At 63.8% G+C, this 18630-nt stretch carries 19 protein-coding genes and 1 tRNA gene; 14 read left to right on the forward strand and 6 right to left on the reverse strand.

Annotated features, from left to right (window positions below; translation table 11 throughout):
• The first annotated feature begins 26 nt into the window (after positions 1-26).
• A complete protein-coding gene (locus tag IWX88_RS00795; protein WP_196826501.1) occupies positions 27-188 on the forward strand; it encodes a hypothetical protein in 162 nt (53 codons plus the stop codon).
• Positions 188-649, forward strand: coding sequence for a RidA family protein (locus IWX88_RS00800; protein ID WP_196826502.1), 462 nt, complete (start codon positions 188-190; stop codon positions 647-649). The genes IWX88_RS00795 and IWX88_RS00800 overlap by 1 nt, the downstream gene beginning before the upstream one ends.
• A gap of 11 nt (positions 650-660) precedes the next feature.
• On the opposite strand, the gene acs is transcribed toward IWX88_RS00800, so the two are convergent.
• Entirely contained in the window at positions 661-2622 is a 1962-nt protein-coding gene (gene acs / locus IWX88_RS00805) for an acetate--CoA ligase (RefSeq protein WP_196826503.1), read from the reverse strand.
• Between the two features lie 445 nt (positions 2623-3067).
• On the opposite strand from acs, the gene IWX88_RS00810 reads away from it, so the two are divergent.
• The 12 genes from IWX88_RS00810 to IWX88_RS00865 all read left to right on the forward strand — a co-directional run bounded on the left by IWX88_RS00810 (position 3068) and on the right by IWX88_RS00865 (position 13830).
• Entirely contained in the window at positions 3068-4036 is a 969-nt protein-coding gene (locus tag IWX88_RS00810; protein ID WP_231368714.1) for a TadA family conjugal transfer-associated ATPase, read from the forward strand.
• A complete protein-coding gene (locus IWX88_RS00815; RefSeq protein WP_196826504.1) occupies positions 4023-5024 on the forward strand; it encodes a type II secretion system F family protein in 1002 nt (333 codons plus the stop codon). Before IWX88_RS00810 ends, IWX88_RS00815 begins: the two co-directional genes overlap by 14 nt.
• A gap of 103 nt (positions 5025-5127) precedes the next feature.
• On the forward strand, positions 5128-5307 hold the full coding sequence (locus IWX88_RS00820; RefSeq protein WP_196826505.1) for a DUF4244 domain-containing protein: 180 nt from the start codon (positions 5128-5130) through the stop codon (positions 5305-5307).
• A complete protein-coding gene (locus tag IWX88_RS00825) occupies positions 5285-5650 on the forward strand; it encodes a hypothetical protein (RefSeq protein ID WP_196826506.1) in 366 nt (121 codons plus the stop codon). Before IWX88_RS00820 ends, IWX88_RS00825 begins: the two co-directional genes overlap by 23 nt.
• Complete coding sequence (locus IWX88_RS00830; RefSeq protein ID WP_196826507.1) at positions 5650-6036, forward strand: Rv3654c family TadE-like protein; 387 nt, start codon at positions 5650-5652, stop codon at positions 6034-6036. The genes IWX88_RS00825 and IWX88_RS00830 overlap by 1 nt, the downstream gene beginning before the upstream one ends.
• Before the next feature lie 164 nt (positions 6037-6200).
• The gene (topA, locus tag IWX88_RS00835; protein ID WP_196826508.1) at positions 6201-9143 is read left to right on the forward strand and encodes a type I DNA topoisomerase; all 2943 of its coding nucleotides are present in this window, start codon (positions 6201-6203) and stop codon (positions 9141-9143) included.
• A gap of 20 nt (positions 9144-9163) precedes the next feature.
• A complete protein-coding gene (tmk, locus tag IWX88_RS00840) occupies positions 9164-9781 on the forward strand; it encodes a dTMP kinase (RefSeq protein ID WP_196826509.1) in 618 nt (205 codons plus the stop codon).
• Positions 9782-9826: 45 nt separating this feature from the next.
• Entirely contained in the window at positions 9827-11002 is a 1176-nt protein-coding gene (locus tag IWX88_RS00845) for a DNA polymerase III subunit delta' (RefSeq protein ID WP_196826510.1), read from the forward strand.
• 22 nt (positions 11003-11024) lie between these two features.
• On the forward strand, positions 11025-12569 hold the full coding sequence (locus IWX88_RS00850) for an alpha/beta hydrolase (protein ID WP_196826511.1): 1545 nt from the start codon (positions 11025-11027) through the stop codon (positions 12567-12569).
• 78 nt (positions 12570-12647) lie between these two features.
• Positions 12648-13289 (forward strand): TetR/AcrR family transcriptional regulator, encoded by a 642-nt coding sequence (locus IWX88_RS00855; protein ID WP_196826512.1) that lies wholly within the window; start codon positions 12648-12650, stop codon positions 13287-13289.
• 43 nt (positions 13290-13332) lie between these two features.
• Positions 13333-13405: transfer RNA gene (locus IWX88_RS00860), tRNA-Thr, on the forward strand.
• Positions 13406-13575: 170 nt separating this feature from the next.
• The gene (locus IWX88_RS00865; RefSeq protein WP_196826513.1) at positions 13576-13830 is read left to right on the forward strand and encodes a hypothetical protein; all 255 of its coding nucleotides are present in this window, start codon (positions 13576-13578) and stop codon (positions 13828-13830) included.
• Here the strand turns inward: IWX88_RS00865 and IWX88_RS00870 are convergent.
• The 5 genes from IWX88_RS00870 to IWX88_RS00890 form a co-directional block, all read right to left on the reverse strand.
• Entirely contained in the window at positions 13816-14250 is a 435-nt protein-coding gene (locus IWX88_RS00870) for a hypothetical protein (protein ID WP_196826514.1), read from the reverse strand. The genes IWX88_RS00865 and IWX88_RS00870 overlap by 15 nt on opposite strands.
• Before the next feature lie 199 nt (positions 14251-14449).
• Entirely contained in the window at positions 14450-15646 is a 1197-nt protein-coding gene (locus IWX88_RS00875) for a hypothetical protein (RefSeq protein ID WP_196826515.1), read from the reverse strand.
• Positions 15646-16062, reverse strand: coding sequence for a DUF2190 family protein (locus IWX88_RS00880; protein ID WP_196826516.1), 417 nt, complete (start codon positions 16060-16062; stop codon positions 15646-15648). The genes IWX88_RS00875 and IWX88_RS00880 overlap by 1 nt, the downstream gene beginning before the upstream one ends.
• Positions 16062-16982, reverse strand: coding sequence for a hypothetical protein (locus tag IWX88_RS00885; protein WP_196826517.1), 921 nt, complete (start codon positions 16980-16982; stop codon positions 16062-16064). The genes IWX88_RS00880 and IWX88_RS00885 overlap by 1 nt, the downstream gene beginning before the upstream one ends.
• Before the next feature lie 52 nt (positions 16983-17034).
• Complete coding sequence (locus tag IWX88_RS00890) at positions 17035-18597, reverse strand: hypothetical protein (protein ID WP_196826518.1); 1563 nt, start codon at positions 18595-18597, stop codon at positions 17035-17037.
• Positions 18598-18630: the final 33 nt, after the last annotated feature.

Consider the following 18630-nt stretch of genomic DNA (forward strand, 5'->3'; position numbering starts at 1 on the left):
CCTGTCGAACCTGAAGGGATGTTCCGATGACCACCTGGGAATACATCACGACACCGCTAATCGTGCACAATACCGCCGCAATTCTCAACAACTGGGGCTCGCAGGGCTGGGAGCTCGTGCAGGTCGTCACCGGACCAGAAGGTGGCCTCGTCGCCTACCTCAAGCGCGAACTGAAGGGCGAGAAATAATGTCCGCAGTCTCTGACTCCCTTGCCGCCCTTGGGCTCGAACTGCCCGCGATCGCAGCACCAGCCGGCGTCTATATTCCGGCGGTTGTCAGCGGCAACCTCGTCTTCACTTCGGGCCAGCTCCCCTTCATCTCCGGCGCGTTGCCCGCCACCGGCAAGGTCGGGGCGGCCGTCTCGGCTGAGGACGCCAAGAGCTACGCCGCAACCTGCGTGCTCAACGGTCTCGCCGCGGTGCAGTCTGCGATCGGATCGCTGGATCGGGTCACCCGCGTCGTGAAGGTCGTCGGCTTCGTGGCATCGGACCCCGCCTTCACCGGCCAGCCGGGAGTCATCAACGGGGCATCGGAACTCCTCGGGAAAATCTTCGGCGACGCGGGCGTGCATGCACGCAGTGCCGTCGGGGTCGCAGCTCTTCCCCTCGACTCTCCCGTCGAGGTGGAGCTGATCGTCGAATTCCTGTAGCGTCTCGAGGTCTACTTCAGCCGGTCGCTGATGATTTGCATCACCGAGGTGTCGGCGAGCGTGGTCGTATCGCCGATGTCCCGGCCCTCCGCCACATCCTGCAGCAGCCGTCGCATGATCTTGCCCGAGCGGGTCTTGGGCAACTCGGCGACGATGAACACCTCCCGCGGCCGCGCGATTGCACCGATCTGCTCGGTAACGTGTCGGCGCAGCAGCGCGCTGGCATCATCCGTGGTGTAGGTGTCGACATGCTCACTCCGCAGGATCACGAAGGCGACAACGGCCTGGCCGGTTGCCTCATCCGCGGCGCCGACGACGGCCGATTCCGCAACGATCGGATGCGACACGAGCGCGGACTCGATTTCCGCCGTCGACAGCCGATGGCCGGAGACATTCATCACGTCGTCGACGCGGCCGAGCAGCCAGATGTCACCGTCCTCATCGAGGCGCGCACCATCGCCGGCAAAGTACAGCGGACCCGTCGTGAACTTCGACCAGTAGGTCTCCACGAAGCGCTCCGGGTCTCCCCAGATTCCGCGAAGCATCGCGGGCCAGGGTTCGGTGACCACCAGCAGTCCACCGCCACCGGGCGGCACACCATTGCCAGAATCATCGAGCACGTCGATCGAGATTCCTGGCAGGGCAGCTTGCGCTGAGCCCGGCTTGAGGGTTGTGACACCGGGTAGCGCTGACACCATGATCGCCCCGGTCTCCGTCTGCCACCACGTATCGACGATCGGGGTGGTGCCCGCACCGATCACGTCGCGATACCAGACCCAGGCCTCCGGATTGATCGGCTCGCCCACACTGCCGAGCAGGCGAAGGGAGCTGAGGTCGAAGTCATCCGGTATCTGTCGCCCGAGCTTCATGAAGGAACGGATCGCCGTCGGCGCCGTATAGAAGATGGTCACGCCGTACTTCTGGATGATCTCCCACCACCGACCACCGTGCGGCGCATCCGGAGTGCCCTCATAGAGCACCTGAGTCGCGCCATTGGCCAGCGGGCCGTAGACGACGTAGCTGTGGCCGGTGATCCAGCCGACATCCGCCGTGCACCAGTAGACGTCCGACTCGGGGTGGAGGTCGAACACGTTCTTGTGGGTGAACGCGACCTGGGTGAGGTATCCGCCGCTCGTGTGCAGGATCCCTTTCGGCTTACCGGTAGTGCCGGAGGTGTAGAGGATGAACAGCGGTGTCTCGGCGGCAAAGCCCTGAGCCTCATGTTCGCTCTCTGCTGCAGCAATAGCCTCGTGCCACCAGAGGTCGCGGCCGTCGATCCAGTCGACCTCATTGTTGCCGCGCTTGACCACCAGCACGTTCTGCACAGTGTGATCCCCCGGCTTGGCGAGGGCGGCATCCACTGCCGGCTTGAGCGCGCTGACCTTGCCCTTGCGCCATCCGCCATCGGCAGTGATCACGAGTTTCGCCTCTGCATCGTCAACCCGGGAGCGGATGCTGTCGGCGCTGAATCCGCCGAAGATCACGGAGTGCACCGCTCCGATTCGAGCCACGGCGAGCATCGCGATGACGGCCTCGGGGACCATCGGTAGGTAGACCGCAACCCGGTCACCCTTGCCAATTCCTAGGGAAATGAGCAGATTGGCTGCGCGTTTGACTTCCGCCGTGAGTTCGGAGTAGCTGATGTCCCGGCTATCGCCCGGCTCACCCTCCCAGTGCAGAGCGATGCGGTCGCCGTTTCCGGCGAGCACGTGTCGGTCGAGACAGTTGTACGCGACGTTGAGCTCGCCGTCTTCGAACCAGGTGGCGAAGGGGGCATTGGACCAGTCGAGATCCTTCGTGAAGTCCGTGCTCCAGTGCAGAAGTTCACGCGCTTGGGCGGACCAGAAACCGAGTCGATCCGCGGAGGCCTCGTCGTATAGAGAGGCTGTGGCCACGGCATCCGCTCGGAATTTCGGGCTTGGCGGAAAACGCCGCTCTTCGTGCTGGAGGCTGTCAATGGAAGTGTTGGGCATTGGTATCCCTCGCAAAGTCAGCGGGCGTCGGTGCCCGCACAGAGTTGTAGTCCGATCCTAAACCGACCGCGGGTTGCGCCCGATTGCGTCCAATCTGAGAATGTCCTCCGATCGTGCGAATTGCCCTCTTGTGTCCGCCAACTCCACGCGTAAACTGGTGGTCGTTGAATGCAAATTTAACGTGCAACGCGCAGAGATTCCCCCCAATCCAGCGTTGCTGTGGCGGCGTCGGTTCCCCCAACAGGCGCCGCCCCTCTATCTCCCCGTCTTCTCCCTCCCCAGGGCTCGTGGTGAGACGGTTTCCCCAAGTCGTCACCTCGTGCACGGGGTGCAAGACGGTCGGCGGTACCGTCGTCGGATGTCGGCTGCCGATCCAGATGAACCACCCGCTCCGCCCATGTTGGGGCAGGATCGATTTGTCGTCTGCAGGCCGGGGTCGGAACGCATGACCACGGCGCGCCGGCGGTCGATCGCTGGCTTCGGGCTCGACGAATTTGGTCCGCTCTCCGACTTTGTCACCGACGCGGCGGTCACGGATGTCTTCGTCAATGGCCCGGGAGAAGTCTGGGTTGACCGCGGAGGCGGCGCCATGCGGCAGGAGCCCATCGGCTGGGATGAGGGCACGCTGCGTGATCTCGCGGTGCGCCTTATCGGGCTCGGCGGGCGGCACATCGACGAGGCCACCCCCTGCGTGGATGTACGGCTGTACGATGGCATCCGCATCCACGCGGTTCTCCCACCGATCTCTACGGGCGGAACCCTGCTCTCGATCCGACTTCCTCGGGTGGAGAAACTCGGACTCGATGACCTGGATGCAGCGGGATTCTTCTCCCGAATCGAACTGCGAACGGTGCAGGATTTGGTGCTTCGGCGCCAGAACCTTCTCATCACTGGCGCCGGTGGCAGCGGCAAGACCACCCTGCTCGCGGCGCTGCTGTCGAGCGCGAACCGCAGCGATCGCATCATCGCCATCGAAGACGTCAGCGAACTGCGCGTGACGCATCCGCACTTCGTCTCCCTCGAGGCGCGACAGGCGAATCTCGAGGGTGCCGGGCAACTCGGGCTCGAACGCCTGGTGCGGGAGGCGCTGCGGATGCGCCCTGACCGGCTTGTGCTCGGCGAATGTCGCGGCGCAGAGATCCGAGAGCTTCTCGCCGCGCTCAACACCGGCCACGACGGGGGAGCCGGCACCCTTCACGCCAACTCACTCGACGACGTGCCGGCGCGGATTGAAGCACTCGGAGCACTAGCCGGAATGAGCCCGACCGCAATCGCACGGCAGACGGTGAGCGCGATTGGTACCGTGCTGCATCTGCAGCGCGACCGGGACACCCGTCAGCTCGCCCAAATCGGTAGATTCGCGCTCGATCGACGTGATCGCCTGTGCATGGTGCCGTCCGATGTCGCGCCGTAAGCCTTCCGAAGACCTCGAGTCCCTCGCGGCGGTGGTGCAACGTCTTGGGGTGTTACTCGCGGCGGGAGTTGCGCCTGCTTCGGGTTGGGGCCACGTCGCTGTCGCGGCGCGTGGGCAGGCAGCTGCCGGAGCCTGCTGGGTCGCCGACGTCGCCGCTCGTGGCGGCTCTGTAGCCGAGGCGATTGCTGCGGTCGCCGGGTCTGCTGGCCCAGGCGGGGCGCCGAGCATGAGCGGGGCGCCGAGCATGCGCAGAGCGGGCAGCCGGGGCAGACCCGACACGGATGGATCGGCGTGGAGGGGGCTCGCCGCGGCCTGGCTCGTGGCCAGCGATGCAGGCGCACCCCTGGCCCCGACACTCGCACGGTTCGCTGACACCCTCCGGTCGCTCGCCCAGAACCAGCGGGACATCGACACCGCACTCGCCGGGCCCAGTGCGACGGCCCGGATGGTGATGGTGCTGCCGGTGATCGGAATCCTGTTCGGGATGGCCCTCGGTTTCGACTCGATCCGTGTGCTGTTCACTACGCCGCCCGGACTGCTGTGCCTCGGGTTCGGAACCGCGCTGATGCTGCTTGCGCAACTCTGGAACCGTCGCCTGCTGCACGGTGCTCGCCCGGCGAACCTCACCCCCGGTCTCGCACTCGACCTCATGGCCATCGCTGTGTCCGGCGGCGCATCCCTGCCCCGCGCAGAGCGGGCGGTCGCGAATGCCCGCCAGAGGTGCGGGATCGATTCCGATGGGAGCGATGCCGCGATCGCTGAGGTGCTCGAGCTCAGCCGTCGGGCGGGTATCCCGGCAGCGGCGCTATTGCGTGCTGAGGCAATCGAGGCGCGTCGCGCTGCCAAGAGTGCGGGGGAGCGCACGGCCGCAACTCTCGCGGTGACCCTGATGCTGCCGCTCGGGCTGTGTGTCCTCCCCGCCTTCATGGTGCTCGGAGTCGCCCCGCTGCTGATCGCTGTCATCTCGTCCACAGTGACCGGATTGTGAGATCACCGCACTGATCTGCAGCTGCCAGCAGGTATGGCTCGCTCTGACTTGCAGCATAAAGAGGTCCGGCAGTTCGTCGGTCGCTTGATGAGAGGAATGACTGATGCTGAAGAAACTGTTATCGAGACTCAGCCCGGACGATGGAGCCGCGACTGCCGAATACGCGATCGCAACCCTCGCGGCTGTCGGGTTTGCCGGGCTGCTCGTCGCGATCCTGCGCAGCGACGAGGTGCGGGGCATGCTCACTGAGATTGTGCACCGTGCGCTCACCTTCGCGGGGTGAGGCGGTCTCGATGGAGGGCAAGGGTGACAGCGGCAGCGTTTCGGCGGAGTTCGCCACCGTCATCCCCGCGGTCATACTCGTGCTGGCAGCGTGCCTCGCCGGCTTGCAACTCTCCAGCCAACAATTGCAGCTTCAGCAGGTCGCGACCATGGAGGCGCGCAGTGTGGCTCGCGGGGAGCCGGTCGGCGAGGCGGCCGTTCTCGTGCCGGGAGCGACCCTGCGGGTGGAACATCGGGGGGAGTTGGTCTGCGTCATAGCATCCGTTGCCAGTTCGAAGACTTCGGGCTTGATCGCCGCGTTTCCGGTGAGCGCCTGGAGCTGCGCGTTCGACGGCGGCCGCTGATGATCCGGGTCTGGCCTGGCGAACGAGGGTCAGGATCGGTGCTCGCGGTGGCGATCATTGCTGCCGTGCTCGTGTTGTTTTCGCTACTTCTGCCGCTCGTCGCGGTGTTTTCCGTTTCCCAACGGGTGGTGGGAACGGCGGATGCTGCAGCGCTCGCTGCTGCGGATGTCGCGGTCGGCATCCGCTCCGGAAGCCCGTGCGAAGCGGCAGCAACTGTCGCAGTAGCCAACACAGCGCGACTGCACGGATGCCTCGTTGACGGCTCCACTGCTACGGTGCGTGTCACTGCCTCCGTGCTCGGTTTCGAGGTGTCTGCACAGGCCACCGCGGGGCGCCCACCCGGCGAATCAGCGGTGCATGCGGGGCGTACCGGGGGCACCGGATGAAGCCATGTTTATGTTTCTGTGTGTATGGTGTGCGTGTCGGGACTACAACCGATATCTCCGATCCGCGGTGCGTAGCATCAGCGGAGCCGCCCTAGGCTGGGCGAGGTTTGGTTCCACCCGGAGACCAACAGAGGCGGCGGGAGTCGCAGTAGTCGAGGAGTCACGTGTCTGGCACGAAGAAACTGGTCATAGTCGAGTCGCCCGCAAAGGCGAAGACGATTGCCCAGTACCTGGGTGACGGATATGAGGTGCTGGCCTCGGTCGGTCACATCCGTGACTTGATCGAGCCGAAGAACCTGCCGCCGGAGCTCAAAAAAGGCTCGCTCGGCAAATTCTCCATTGATGTCGAAAATGGTTTTCTTCCGTACTATGTGGTCTCCGATCAGAAGAAGAAGACGGTCGCCGAACTGAAGCGTGCCCTCAAGGGTGCCGACGAGCTCTACCTCGCAACTGATGAGGACCGCGAGGGCGAGGCCATCGCGTGGCACCTCCTCGACGAACTGAAACCCAAGGTTCCGGTCAAGCGAATGGTCTTCCACGAGATCACCAAAGAAGCGATCGAGCGCGCCCGCGACAGCACCCGTGACATCGACACCGCCCTCGTCGATGCCCAAGAAACCCGCCGCATTCTCGACCGTCTATACGGCTATGAGATCTCGCCGGTGCTCTGGCGCAAGGTCGGCCCCGGACTCTCCGCCGGGCGGGTGCAGTCTGCCGCCACCCGTCTCGTCGTCGACCGGGAGCGCGAGCGTCTCGCTTTTGTTGCGGCCGGCTATTGGGATCTGTCGGCGCTGCTTGCAGCATCCGACGGATCAACTCCATTCGAGTCCCGCCTTGCCCGCCTCGACGGAGCGCGCGTTGCCAGCGGTCGTGACTTTGATGACAGGGGACAACTCAAATCATCGTCCACTGGCAGGGCGGATGCCATCGCTCTCGACGAGCAGGCCGCGACCGCGCTTGCCGAGGCGCTGCGCGACCCGGCGGTCTCAGTCGTCGTGTCCGCAGTCGACTCGAAGCCCTATACGCGTCGACCGGCGGCGCCCTTCAGCACCTCGACACTTCAGCAGGAAGCCGCTCGCAAGCTGCGCTTCACCGCGCGCCAGACCATGAGCGTGGCGCAGGGTCTGTACGAAAACGGCTACATCACCTATATGCGAACGGATTCGCTCAACCTCTCCCAGCAGGCGATGACCGCCGCTCGCAGCCAAGCGGCGTCGCTGTACGGCGCCGAAAGTGTGTCCGAAAAGCCGCGCACCTACACGAGCAAAAGCAAGAATGCGCAAGAGGCTCACGAGGCGATCCGTCCCGCTGGGGACACTTTTCGTACCCCCGGCCAGCTCGAGGGCACCCTGCGCGGCAACGACTGGAAACTGTATGACCTCATCTGGAAGCGCACTGTCGCCTCGCAGATGGCTGACGCCAAGGGAATGACCGCGTCCGTGGTCATCACTGCCGGACCGGTGCAGGGCACGACCATGGCCGAGTTCGCCGCGAGTGGCACCGTGATCACCTTCCGCGGATTCCTCCAGGCCTATGAGGAAAGCCGGGACGAAGAGCGCAACGACGCTGCCGAGCCCACCGAAGCAAAACTCCCCCCACTCACTGTCGGCCAAAAACTGACCGTCGCAGAAGTGGAGGCAAAGGGACACGAGACCAGCGCGCCGCCGCGCTACACCGAGGCGAGCCTCGTCAAGACACTCGAAGAGCTGGGGATCGGGCGCCCCTCGACCTACGCGTCAATCATCTCGACCATCATCGACCGCGGCTACGTGACCCCCCGTGGTAGCGCACTTGTGCCGAACTGGATCGCCTTTTCTGTGGTTCGACTGCTCGAAGATTTTTTCTCCGATCTGGTGGAATACGACTTCACCGCAGCCATGGAAGACGACCTCGACCGCATCGCGGATGGCAAAGAGGACCGCGTTGAATGGCTGACCAGCTTCTACTTCGGCAGCGAAAAACACCGCGGTCTGCGAAATGTCATCGATAACATGGGCGAGATCGACGCGAAGAGCATCAACTCGATCAAGCTCGATGACGAGGTGACCCTGCGCATCGGCAAGTACGGCCCGTACCTTGAGGTCGTGGATGCGGATGGCGCACCGGAGGCAGTCCCCCGCCGCGTGAACATCCCCCCGGAGCTTGCCCCGGATGAACTCACGGTCGCGAAAGCCCATGAGCTGATCGACGCGCCCGTTGTGGTGGACCGCGTGATTGGCATCAACCCCGAAAACGGCAAGAGTGTGGTCGCGAAAGACGGCCGGTTCGGGCCGTACATCACCGAAGTCGACCCCGAACCCGAACCAGTACCCGAACCCGATGCTGTTGCGCCGGTCGAAATCGCGGTCGTCGAGCCCGTCGTCGACCCCGCTACCGGCGAGATCATCGAGCCGAAGAAGAAGCGGGCCGCGCCCAAAAAAGCGGCCGCGGCAAAGCAGCGAACGGCCTCCATCTTCAAGTCAATGGATCTCGCGACCGTTGATCTCATTACCGCTCTTCGCTTGCTTGCGCTGCCGCGCATCGTGGGCCAGGACCCGGAGAGTGGTGAGGAGATCACCGCCCAGAACGGGAAGTTTGGCCCCTATCTCAAGAAGGGTGTCGACACGCGATCACTTACCGGGGAAGATCAGATCTTCGAGATCGACCTTCCCGCGGCGATTGAGCTGTATGCCCAGCCCAAGTATGGTGCGCGCCAAGCATCCAGTGCCCTCAAGGAGTTCGATGCCGACCCCGTCAGTGGCAAGCCGATTCGTATCAAGGACGGCCGTTTCGGTGCCTATGTGACCGATGGCGTGACGAATGTGACGATTCCCCGGGGGGAGACGATCGAAGAGATCGACTTCGAGCGCGCGGTGCAGATGCTCGCCGATAAGCGTGCGAAGGGACCGACGGTCAAGACGACCGCGGCGAAGAGGCCGGCCGCAAAGAAGCCGGTCGTAAAAAAGCCAGTCGTAAAAAAGCCGGCCGCAAAGAAGCCGGTCGCGAAGAAGCCAGCGGTTAAGAAGCCTGCCGCGACGAAGTCCACTGCGACGAAGCCCGCGGCGAAGACGGTGGCGGCGAAGAAGGTGGCGGCGAAGTCGTCCCCGGCCTCCGAGTCGGCGCAGTAGGCGTCGGTGCGAAGCGCGACATGACCGGTTTGTTCATCACGTTCGAGGGCGGTGACGGATCGGGCAAGTCGACCCAGGCGAGCCTGCTCGCGGACTGGCTCACGGCATCCGGTCGCACTGTGACTCGCTCGCGTGAGCCCGGTGGCACCGAACTCGGGCTCGAGCTGCGGGAGATCGTGCTGCACCGCCGAGGGCACATCGCTCCCCGCGCCGAGGCGCTGATCTATGCCGCCGATCGCGCGCACAATATCGCTACGAAGGTGCGGCCGGCGATCGAGCGCGGAGAGATCGTGATCCAGGACCGCTACCTCGACTCCTCGGTTGCGTACCAGGGCGCTGGGCGCGTGCTCGACCCCATCGAGGTTCGGGATATCTCGCTCTGGGCGACCGAGGGCTTCATGCCAGATCTCACGATCCTGCTCGATCTCGACGAGACGATCGGCCGAGCACGCCTCGATGAGGCCCGGACCCAATATGACAGGCTCGAGGCGGAGGAGAACGACTTCCACTCCCGCGTGCGGGCCGGATTCCTCGCACTCGCTGAGGCCGAGACGCACCGTTTCCTGGTGCTCTCGGCCACCGCTTCGATCGAGTCGATCGCCGAGGCCATTCGCGCTCGGGTGACTCCGCTTTTGTAGCACCAGCCGGGAAACCCGGTCAGCTGCTCCGCTTAGGCTTGGCGCATGACCGCGTGGGACGAATTGACCGGCCAGTCGGAGGCGATCGCGACCTTCCGCGCGGCCGCTGCAGACTCGACCCTCGGTGACTCCCCGATCGGCGACTCGGCGATGACCCATTCCTGGCTCATCACGGGTCCACCCGGGTCGGGCCGCTCCAACCTTGCCTACGCCTTCGCGACGGCGCTGCTCAGTCCGGCTGCGACAGGTAAAGTCAGCGATCCGGATGGTGACGAAACCACCCGCCGCCAGGTCGCCGCCCGCACCCACCCCGACCTCGCAGTGCTGAGCACCGAGGGCGTGATCATCAAGATGGATGACGTGCGCCGGCTGGTCTCCAGCTCCAACTTCTCGCCCTCGGTGAGTCGCTATCGCGTGATCGTGATCGAGGACGCCGACCGAATGCAGGAGCGCACCTCCAATGTGCTGCTCAAGGCGCTCGAAGAGCCGCCGCCGAGAACGGTGTGGATCCTCTGTGCGCCGAGCGAAGCCGACCTGCTGCCGACCATCCGTTCCCGGGTGCGTACCGTGCGACTGCGGGTACCGGATGTCGCCGAGGTTGCCGAACTCATCGCCAGGCGGGACGAGGTGGATATCGCTACCGCCACCCGGGCCGCCCGTGAGTCGCAGAGCCACATCGGCATGGCCCACCGCCTCGCCACCAACGAGGAGGCCCGGCGCCGCCGCGAGCAGACCCTCCAGCTTGCGCTCGGCATCCGTTCCGTGTCTGGGGCAGTGATCGCTGCGGCGAAACTGCTCGAACTCGCGGGGGAGGATGCCAGGGCCATCACCGAAGAGCGCGACGCCGAGGAGCGCGAGAGCGCGTTGCGGTCTCTTGGCATCGAACCGGGAGGCACCATTCCGCCGGCGCTCCGAGCCCAGTTGCGCGCTCTCGAGGAGGACCAGAAGAGACGTGCGACCCGCAGCCTGCGCGATGGCATCGACCGAATCATGGTCGACCTACTCTCGCTCTACCGCGACATCCTGCTGATGCAACTCGACGCCGGCACCGAGCCGATCAATCTCGCTATCCTCTCTCAGCTGACCGCCGCGAGTGGGGCTTCGACTGCCGCCGAGACCCTCGCGACAATGGACGCCATTGCCACCGCCCGCAAGCGCATCGAGGGGAACGTCGCTCCGGCCCTCGCCCTCGAAGCCATGCTGATCTCCACCGCCCGCTAAATCTTCACCGCTCGTTTAAGGGATGCCTGTGACAACCAAAACCACCCGTACCGTATTGACCGCTGCCGGGCTGGTTATCGCCCTTGCGCTCAGCGGCTGTGTCGCGTCATTCCTGCCGAAGACGCCAGACACACGGTCAACACCGACGGCTGAGCGCGTAGCTGCTGAGCTTGAGCCGTTCTACACACAGATATTGAAATGGAAGCCCTGCGAGGGGGAAGGCTTCCAGTGCACAACCGTCACAGCGCCGATGGACTGGAAAAATCCCGCGACCAAGTCGATCGATCTGGCGCTCATCCGCAAGACCGCCACTGGCACTGCTCTCGGTTCGCTGCTGGTCAATCCGGGTGGTCCGGGCGCATCGGGATATGACTTCGTGAGGGACAGCCTCGACTACGCGGTCGACGCAAAATTGAAGCAGAACTACGACATTGTGGGCTTCGATCCACGCGGGGTAAACAAGTCCTCGGCGGTCAAGTGCTATCAGGACCCGTCTGAGATGGATAAATTCCTCTTCGGCGTCTCAGCCAATCCCTTCGGCTCAGACGCGTGGATCGCCGACCAGCGGATCAACAACACCGCATTCGGCGCGGCCTGCCTCAAATACACCGGGGATCTGCTCGGTTTCATCGACACCGACAGCGCCGCTCGGGACCTCGACCTGCTGCGTGCGACACTCGGCGATAAAAAGCTCAACTACCTCGGGTACTCCTACGGCACCCTGCTTGGCGCGACTTACGCCGCGCTTTACCCGAAAAAGACCGGCCGCCTGGTTCTCGATGGTGCCCTCGACCCGGCGACCAGCAGCTTCGACGTGGGGGCAACCCAAGCCCAGGGCTTCGAGAGCGCACTGCGCGCGTATATCAAAGACTGCTTGACCGGCAAAGAGTGTCCATTCACAGGGTCTGTAGACGACGCCATGACCGACATCCGTTCCCTGCTCGAAGGCCTCGATGCCAGTCCGTTGCGCGCCAAGGATGGCCGTGAACTCTCCAGCGGTGCCATGTTCACTGCGATCATTACCCCGCTGTATAACAAGGTCAACTGGCCGAATCTCACCCAGTTGTTCAGCAGTGTGATGAAGGGTGACGCGTCGGTGGCATTCCAACTGGCAGACAGCTACTACGGACGCAAAGCCAACGGCAGCTATACCGATAATTCGACCGAGGCATTCATCGGCATCAACTGCCTCGACTACACGACCGAGTCCACGACTGATGCGAGCTTGAAAGTGGATGCGGCGACGCTCGCGTCTCTTGCGCCGACCCTCGGCCCCCAGCTCTCGTACGACACATCGTGTGCCTCTTGGCCGTTCGAGCCCACGCGCACGCGCGGACCGATTTCGGCGGATGGCTCGGCACCCATCCTCGTCGTCGGCACCACGAACGATCCGGCGACCCCCTACGTGTGGGCGAAGGCCCTCGCGAAGGAGCTGCAGAATGGGCACCTCCTCACCTACCGCGGTGAAGGCCACACGGCCTACAACAAGTCCAACTCGTGCGTGAACAACACGGTCGATGATTTCTTCGTCGACGGCACCGTGCCCAAAAAAGACCCGCAGTGCTGAATGGGCGGTGCCGAGGGGCATCCGTATGATCGAGCCACCAGGTTTGCGCAAAGTTGCACGCGGCGCAAGGATACTCGTATGACCATCGACAATCCGCGTGCCGGGCTGCGGGAGCGTAAGCGTCTAGCCACCGCCCGCGCGATCGAGATGGCGGCACTTACCCTGGTCGCAGAAACCGGGCTCGACCACGTGACCGTTGATGAAATCAGTCGCGTCGCCGACATCTCGCCGCGCACGTTTTTCAACTACTACGCGTCCAAGGAGTCTGCCCTGGTGGGTGAAACACCCGAGCCGCCAACCGCCGATGCAGTTCAGGCCTATGTTTATGCCGCGAGCGGGAGTGTGTTCGATGGGCTCAGTGCGCTCCTCGCCGCAGCGGTCGAAGGGAGGTCCACCGACACGGAGCTGATGCTGAAGCGCCGCAGCCTGCTCAAGCATTACCCCCAGCTCTTCGCGATGCGGATGGCGGCCATGCGCGAGTATGAGGAACGGCTACGCGAGATAGTCGCGCAGCGCCTCGTGGCGGATGACCCGGCCCTCGCCGACGACTCCGATGTGTTGCTCAGCCGATCCCGCCTCATTACCAACGTGGCGTTCGGAGCGATGAAGCACGCGTGGGTGTGTTGGGCAGACAACCAAGGCGGCACGTCTCTGGCCGACCGGCTCAAGGATTCCTTCGACGAACTGGGTCGCATTCTCCGACCGGTGCCCGCAGCCTGATCGGCTAAGCTTTCAGGCGTTGCCTGCGAGAAATTGCGTGCACGCCGCCTTAGCTCAGTCGGTAGAGCATCTCACTCGTAATGAGAAGGTCGTCAGTTCGATTCTGACAGGCGGCTCATATAAACAAAGGGATCGGGGCCTATCGGCTCCGGTCCTTTTGTCTGTCGTGGGGAATTCGTGGGGAATTGGCTGCCAGCGATTGACTGTAATTCCCCGCATGGGGAGCTGGCGTGGGGAATCGTGGGGAAAGTTGGCAGTCATCATCCAGGCCTGCGATCATCGAGGCATGCTCTTCATATTCATACTCATCATCCTGGTCCTTGGCTTCTTCGGCTTCGTCATCATGTCCCTCATCTTCATGAAAGAGCCGAGCAAGAAGTACGTGGCCCGTTTCGCTGCCAAGGAGGCGGCAGCCCTCGAGTTGAATCGAGCGCAGTATCGGGCCGCCAACCCACCCCCCACCGAGGAGCAGCTCATCGAGCAGGCTGCGATGGCTCTGCGGATCCAGCGGGCGGCTGAGCAGCGCCTAGCGGCCGAATAGGTCGGATAGATCCAGGGTTGGCTCATGCGAGCGCAGGCGCGTGTTCACGATCGCGTAGAGGGCCTCGTCGCGCGCGGCGCGTGCATCTTCTGCGTCAGCCTGCTTCGCGTAGCTCTCTGCGACCTGCAGGAGGTCGCGGCCCTTGCCCAGCGTGTTGATCGTGAAGCCATCGGCACCGATCGACTGGCCAGCGATCGTGAGAGACAGTGCAAGCTGCTTGATGAGCACTGAGCAGGCGCGGGTGACGTTGCCGTTGGCCAGTTGGAGTGAGATGGAGATGGCCACATCGGCGAAGTATTTGTAGTCACCTTGACCGACAACGATCGGGCTCAGCGGAACCGAGCTGTCGTCCCCGAGGAGGAGACGAACTTGAGCGATTGGGGATGTCGCTTCGAGGGGGGTCACGCCAGGATTCGCCATGGCATCAGTCTAAGGGCCTTCCCAGCAAACGCCCAGAAATAAGTCAGGCTCCCGGCGGTGTTGTCACGCCGGGAGCCCGCTGTACGAGGAAGGAGGGGCCTGCGTACCCTCCCAGGATACTCACAGAATCTTAGATTAGCCAGCTAACGCGAGAAGGCCCCGGCAAATAGCGCCGGGGCCTCTCATTGTGCGTTGCTGGCTACAGCGGGCGGGTGATCGCTCCGCCAGTTCCGTTCGAGTGAACGATGTGCAGCTCGGCCCAGAGGACCGCGCCGTCGATGTTCCGCAGGCGGTACGCCAGCGAGTCGGACTCGAACGAGCCCTCGAAGGGGCTGATCGAGCCGGCGCCGACGTAGGAGCCCTGGAGGTTCTGCACGCGCAGCTCCGGGGTCTCGTATCCGCGCAGCTTGAGGAACTCGATGACCGGGCGACGGGTGGAGCCCGGCTTCGGAACGAGCGACCAGGTGTTGTCCAGAATGCGCTCGGACTCAACGAGGGTCACGTTTCCGAGGACCGTGTTGTAACGGCCACCATCTTCGACGTAGCCACCGCTGGTGACGTGCAGCACCTGGCGGTTCATCTGGAAGTCCCAGAAGCGACGAGTCCCGATCGGCACGAACAGGTTGTAGCCTGACGCCTCGCCGATGCGGTTGCCCTTGATCTTGCGACGCGAGCGCTGGAAGATCGCTTCCTCGATGGCCTCGGGCGACAGCTTCGCGTTGGCCGGGATGGTGGTCCCGTCCGGCGAGGTTCCGGCGCTGAGTGCGCTAACGGCGGTAGCCGACAGGAGAGCGTCGAAGAACTCGGCGATCTTTCCATCGGTCGACACGCTGAGCAGCTCGCCCGGCAGGGCCTCGAAGAAACCAACGGTGTCGTTGATCTGCGCTTCCCAGGTCCAGTCGAACCGGAGACCGCGCTTGCGGAGCTTCTGGTAGAAGCTCTCGATCCCGCCGGTCATGGAGACCATCGGGAAGAGTCCGCCCTCGGGGATGACCAGCGGCTCGCCGTGCTTGCCGAGGCCAGCACCGCGCATGTTCGACTCGTTGTACTCGAGGTCGGGATCGGTGGCGTCGCCTTCGCCCCAGTAGAGCGAGTACAGCGCGACGGGACGGAAGTCCTTGACCGTGCGAACGCCCGCCCAGTCTCCGAGGGAGTGGACCGCCTTGTCGTACTGCGGCACGAACTCGATGTTGATGGCGTGCGTGAGGTTCACGCTCGCGTCGGTCGAGCTAACGGCCTCGCGGAGCGTTCCGTCGGCAACGTAGTCGCCGGCCATCGCGCTGCGGAAGAGCTTCTGCGCTTCCTTGACCTTGCTCTTCGACACGCCGGGCTGCGGGTGCAGACGACGGTCAAGGGTGAACTGGTCGCGGTACTCCCGCGCCTTGAACTCGGCCATTATGCGGTCACTCCGATCTTGATGGGGCGAACGGTCCCGCGAACGAGGTATCCGCTCGGCTCGTTGACGACACCGAAGTAGGTGTTGCCGGTAGCGGTGATGCTGAGAGTGCCATCGGCCGCGACGAAGTACACCGGTACTCCGGGGACGGTTCCGGCGACAGCACCAGTGATGGGGAACTCGAAGGTTCCGGTCGTGTAGACCGAAGACTCGAGTGCGCCCTGGCCGTTGTCACCCTGCGGGAGGCCCGAGATGGTGATGCCGGCGACAGTGATCGAAGTCTTCTGTCCGGGCGTTCCGCTCAGGGTCACGCCGGGGCGAGTTCCCTGCATGACGGCGACGCGAGGAAGCGTCGGGACGGCGAGCGTCCATACCTCACGGGTGGATTCGATGTCTGCGAAGACTTGTGCGCCCATTAGTTCCACTCCATTCCGAGTGCGTAGCTTTCGTTGTCCGAACCGGACTCAACGCGGCGTCCGCCGGTGTTGGTCGACTCGGTGAGAGACGTGATGGCTTCTGCCTTGATCTTCTTGGCGTCTTCGAGCGCAGCGGTGATGTCATCGCCCTTCGCAGCGGCGGCCAGGAGGGCCGTTTCCTGCGTGGGGAAGACATCGGCCTTGCTGACCAGATCGGAGGCTGCCGCGTATGCCGCGATCGCTTCCGTGATGGTCGGCTCTGCCTCAGTGCCGGCGGCCTTGGCGGCCTCGGCAGCTTCGGCAGCTAGCTTCTGCTCAGAGACGAACGCGAGGACCGGGGCGAGAGCTTCGGCTACTGACTTGTCGACCAGTGCCTTCATTTCCTCGGGGGTCATGCTTTCCTCTTTTCTTTCGTCTGCCAAGGCGGCAGTACGGGCTGATTCGAGGAGCGACATTGCTCTCTCGGAAACTTTGTCGCCGAGGCTGGAGCCTTCAAGGCCGCCGTAGCCCACCATGTCGACGCCATTGGTGCGGTGGGCGATCAGCTCGGTGATGTTGCCCTCCTTGTCGGCCTTGCCGAGCGCGAAGATCGACAGGGCAACGTGCGGGGCAACCTCTTCAACGAAGTCGGCGTAGCGGGGGAGCGGCAGAAGCTCGGAGACGAGGGCACCATTCGGGCCTTCGTTCGGGTCCCAGCTAGCCCCGTCAGGGTAGGTGCCAAGGAGGTCCCGCGGGTCGCGGTTCTCGTCATGGTTAATGTAGGCCTTCATGCCGGCCGGGAAGGCGACGGGGCCGTAGTTCTCGAGGACCTGGGCGCTGTACTTGCCGCTGGAGCCCTGGCCGGGGACGGCGAGGATTGCGCGCCAACGGCCGGTCGCCGTCTTGGTTGCGGGCTGCGCTGCTTCGATAAGTACCTTCACGCAGCCAATCCTATGCGAACTCCCAGGAAACGTCCAGAAAGCAAAAAGCCAGCTATTTTGAGATGCCCTTCTTACGGACGTCGTTTCCGTTTACGCCACTTCCGCCTGCCGGATTGTTCTTGCCCTGGTCGGGAGCTGCAGTGGATTTGTTGAGGCCCTGGTCGGCTGGGGCTCCTGGAGCACCGGGCATGACGGTCGGGGGCGGAGGCGCATTGGCTGCCTTGATCTTCGACTGCGCCTTGAGGGAGGTGAGAGTGTTCGGCTGGATCCAGTCGATGGGCACTGCGTTGCCCGTGATTTCCAGCAGCTCTGAGATGCGCTCCTCGATGGGGCCGGGCAGGTAGAGGCCGCTGTCGAGCGCGAGGATCAGCGCCTGCAGCTCGCGGTATTCTTCGCTGGCGTCCGAGAGAGAAGAGAAGAAGACGTCATTGGCATCAAGCTCGGCGCCCATCCAGGTCAGGACGCGGCGGTCGAACTCAACGTGGCGGCTGCGGCGGCTCTCCATGGCGAGTCGGGTGGGGAGGTCGAGGGTGGCGGCTGAGCCGTATCCGCCAGAGCCGGATGCGCCGGGGTTCGAGGAGATGGAGACGACGGATACCTCGAGTGCCGAGGCGACGATCGCCAGGAGGGCGTGTCCCGAGTCGAAGTCGTAGCCCTTGCCGGCAGTGGGCAGCGGGGTGAGCGCGTTGGCGCCGATCAAGGTTGCGCCAGCGTCGGATGGCGTGGCGATCCGGGCGGCGGCGTTGTCGGTTTCCTTCTTGGAGCCGGTAGCGATCTGGAAGGCGAACTGCGCCATCGCGTCCGACATGACCTTGCCGTTCATCACGAAGTCGCGGTAAATCTTGGCCCAGGCGTATGCGGTCAGGCCATCGGGAGCACCGAAGGCCCAGCCGACCTGCGTGTTGACGTGCTGGTCGAAGATAACCTTTTTCGTCGGGGCGATTTCATCATGCTCGACCTTGATTTTGAATCCTGGCTTGTTGCGGCGCTTGTCGGCCAGGTCGGTATAGATCCACTCCTTGACGGATTCGCCCTCTCGCTTCCTCGAGTAGTCGGTGTAGTCGATCCGGTAGGCGATGATTTCGTCTGCTCGCAGCGGGTTGAATGCGATCGAGCCAACCTGCTCGATGAAGGTGGGCTCGAGGGAGTGGTCGGACGGGTCGCCGATGACGAGGTATATCGAGTCGGTGAACAGCGCGCTCTCACGCTCGTCGTGGGCCTGCGGTCCGAAGAAGTTGCGCTGGTTCAACAGGTCGGCGACGTATTTCTTGGTCTGCTTCGTATAGCCACTACCGCTCGGCAGCGCGTTGTCGCTGTAGTGGATATTGCCACTCCAGATGTTGTTAGTTCGCAGCCGCATGCCTCGCTGCATGTGGACGTTGCCGAGGGACTCGCGGAGCTTCCGCGACCACTCCTTGAGTTCGTCGAGCGAGGGGCCAGTGTGCAGGTCTCCCATTCCGCCGATGACCTTGGCCCAGCCGATGTCTTCCCCAGCGAGCATCGCGTTCCAGGAGAGCTGCTCGCGCAAGCTCTGGTTGATCGTCTGCGACTGGTCGAGGACTGTTTCGAGGAGTCCGACACGTTCTTCGGAGAGTTTCAAGGTGTTTTCGGCCATGCAGCTTACTTTAGGCTAGTTTTCAGCCCATTC

Origin of the sequence: Frigoribacterium sp. CG_9.8, from assembly GCF_015751965.1 — a bacterium.
Lineage (GTDB): Bacteria > Actinomycetota > Actinomycetes > Actinomycetales > Microbacteriaceae > Lacisediminihabitans.

What these genes read in the sequence shown, in the direction of transcription:
- IWX88_RS00815 (WP_196826504.1), top strand. Translation starts at nt 4,023, where the DNA reads ATGTCGCGCCGTAAGCCTTCCGAAGACCTCGAGTCCCTCGCGGCGGTG.
- IWX88_RS00855 (WP_196826512.1), top strand. Translation starts at nt 12,648, where the DNA reads ATGACCATCGACAATCCGCGTGCCGGGCTGCGGGAGCGTAAGCGTCTA.
- IWX88_RS00830 (WP_196826507.1), top strand. Translation starts at nt 5,650, where the DNA reads ATGATCCGGGTCTGGCCTGGCGAACGAGGGTCAGGATCGGTGCTCGCG.
- IWX88_RS00870 (WP_196826514.1), bottom strand. Translation starts at nt 14,250, where the DNA reads ATGGCGAATCCTGGCGTGACCCCCCTCGAAGCGACATCCCCAATCGCT.
- IWX88_RS00800 (WP_196826502.1), top strand. Translation starts at nt 188, where the DNA reads ATGTCCGCAGTCTCTGACTCCCTTGCCGCCCTTGGGCTCGAACTGCCC.
- IWX88_RS00890 (WP_196826518.1), bottom strand. Translation starts at nt 18,597, where the DNA reads ATGGCCGAAAACACCTTGAAACTCTCCGAAGAACGTGTCGGACTCCTC.
- tmk (WP_196826509.1), top strand. Translation starts at nt 9,164, where the DNA reads ATGACCGGTTTGTTCATCACGTTCGAGGGCGGTGACGGATCGGGCAAG.
- IWX88_RS00865 (WP_196826513.1), top strand. Translation starts at nt 13,576, where the DNA reads ATGCTCTTCATATTCATACTCATCATCCTGGTCCTTGGCTTCTTCGGC.
- IWX88_RS00875 (WP_196826515.1), bottom strand. Translation starts at nt 15,646, where the DNA reads ATGGCCGAGTTCAAGGCGCGGGAGTACCGCGACCAGTTCACCCTTGAC.
- IWX88_RS00795 (WP_196826501.1), top strand. Translation starts at nt 27, where the DNA reads ATGACCACCTGGGAATACATCACGACACCGCTAATCGTGCACAATACC.
- IWX88_RS00880 (WP_196826516.1), bottom strand. Translation starts at nt 16,062, where the DNA reads ATGGGCGCACAAGTCTTCGCAGACATCGAATCCACCCGTGAGGTATGG.
- IWX88_RS00845 (WP_196826510.1), top strand. Translation starts at nt 9,827, where the DNA reads ATGACCGCGTGGGACGAATTGACCGGCCAGTCGGAGGCGATCGCGACC.
- IWX88_RS00850 (WP_196826511.1), top strand. Translation starts at nt 11,025, where the DNA reads ATGCCTGTGACAACCAAAACCACCCGTACCGTATTGACCGCTGCCGGG.
- acs (WP_196826503.1), bottom strand. Translation starts at nt 2,622, where the DNA reads ATGCCCAACACTTCCATTGACAGCCTCCAGCACGAAGAGCGGCGTTTT.
- IWX88_RS00820 (WP_196826505.1), top strand. Translation starts at nt 5,128, where the DNA reads ATGCTGAAGAAACTGTTATCGAGACTCAGCCCGGACGATGGAGCCGCG.
- IWX88_RS00810 (WP_231368714.1), top strand. Translation starts at nt 3,068, where the DNA reads ATGACCACGGCGCGCCGGCGGTCGATCGCTGGCTTCGGGCTCGACGAA.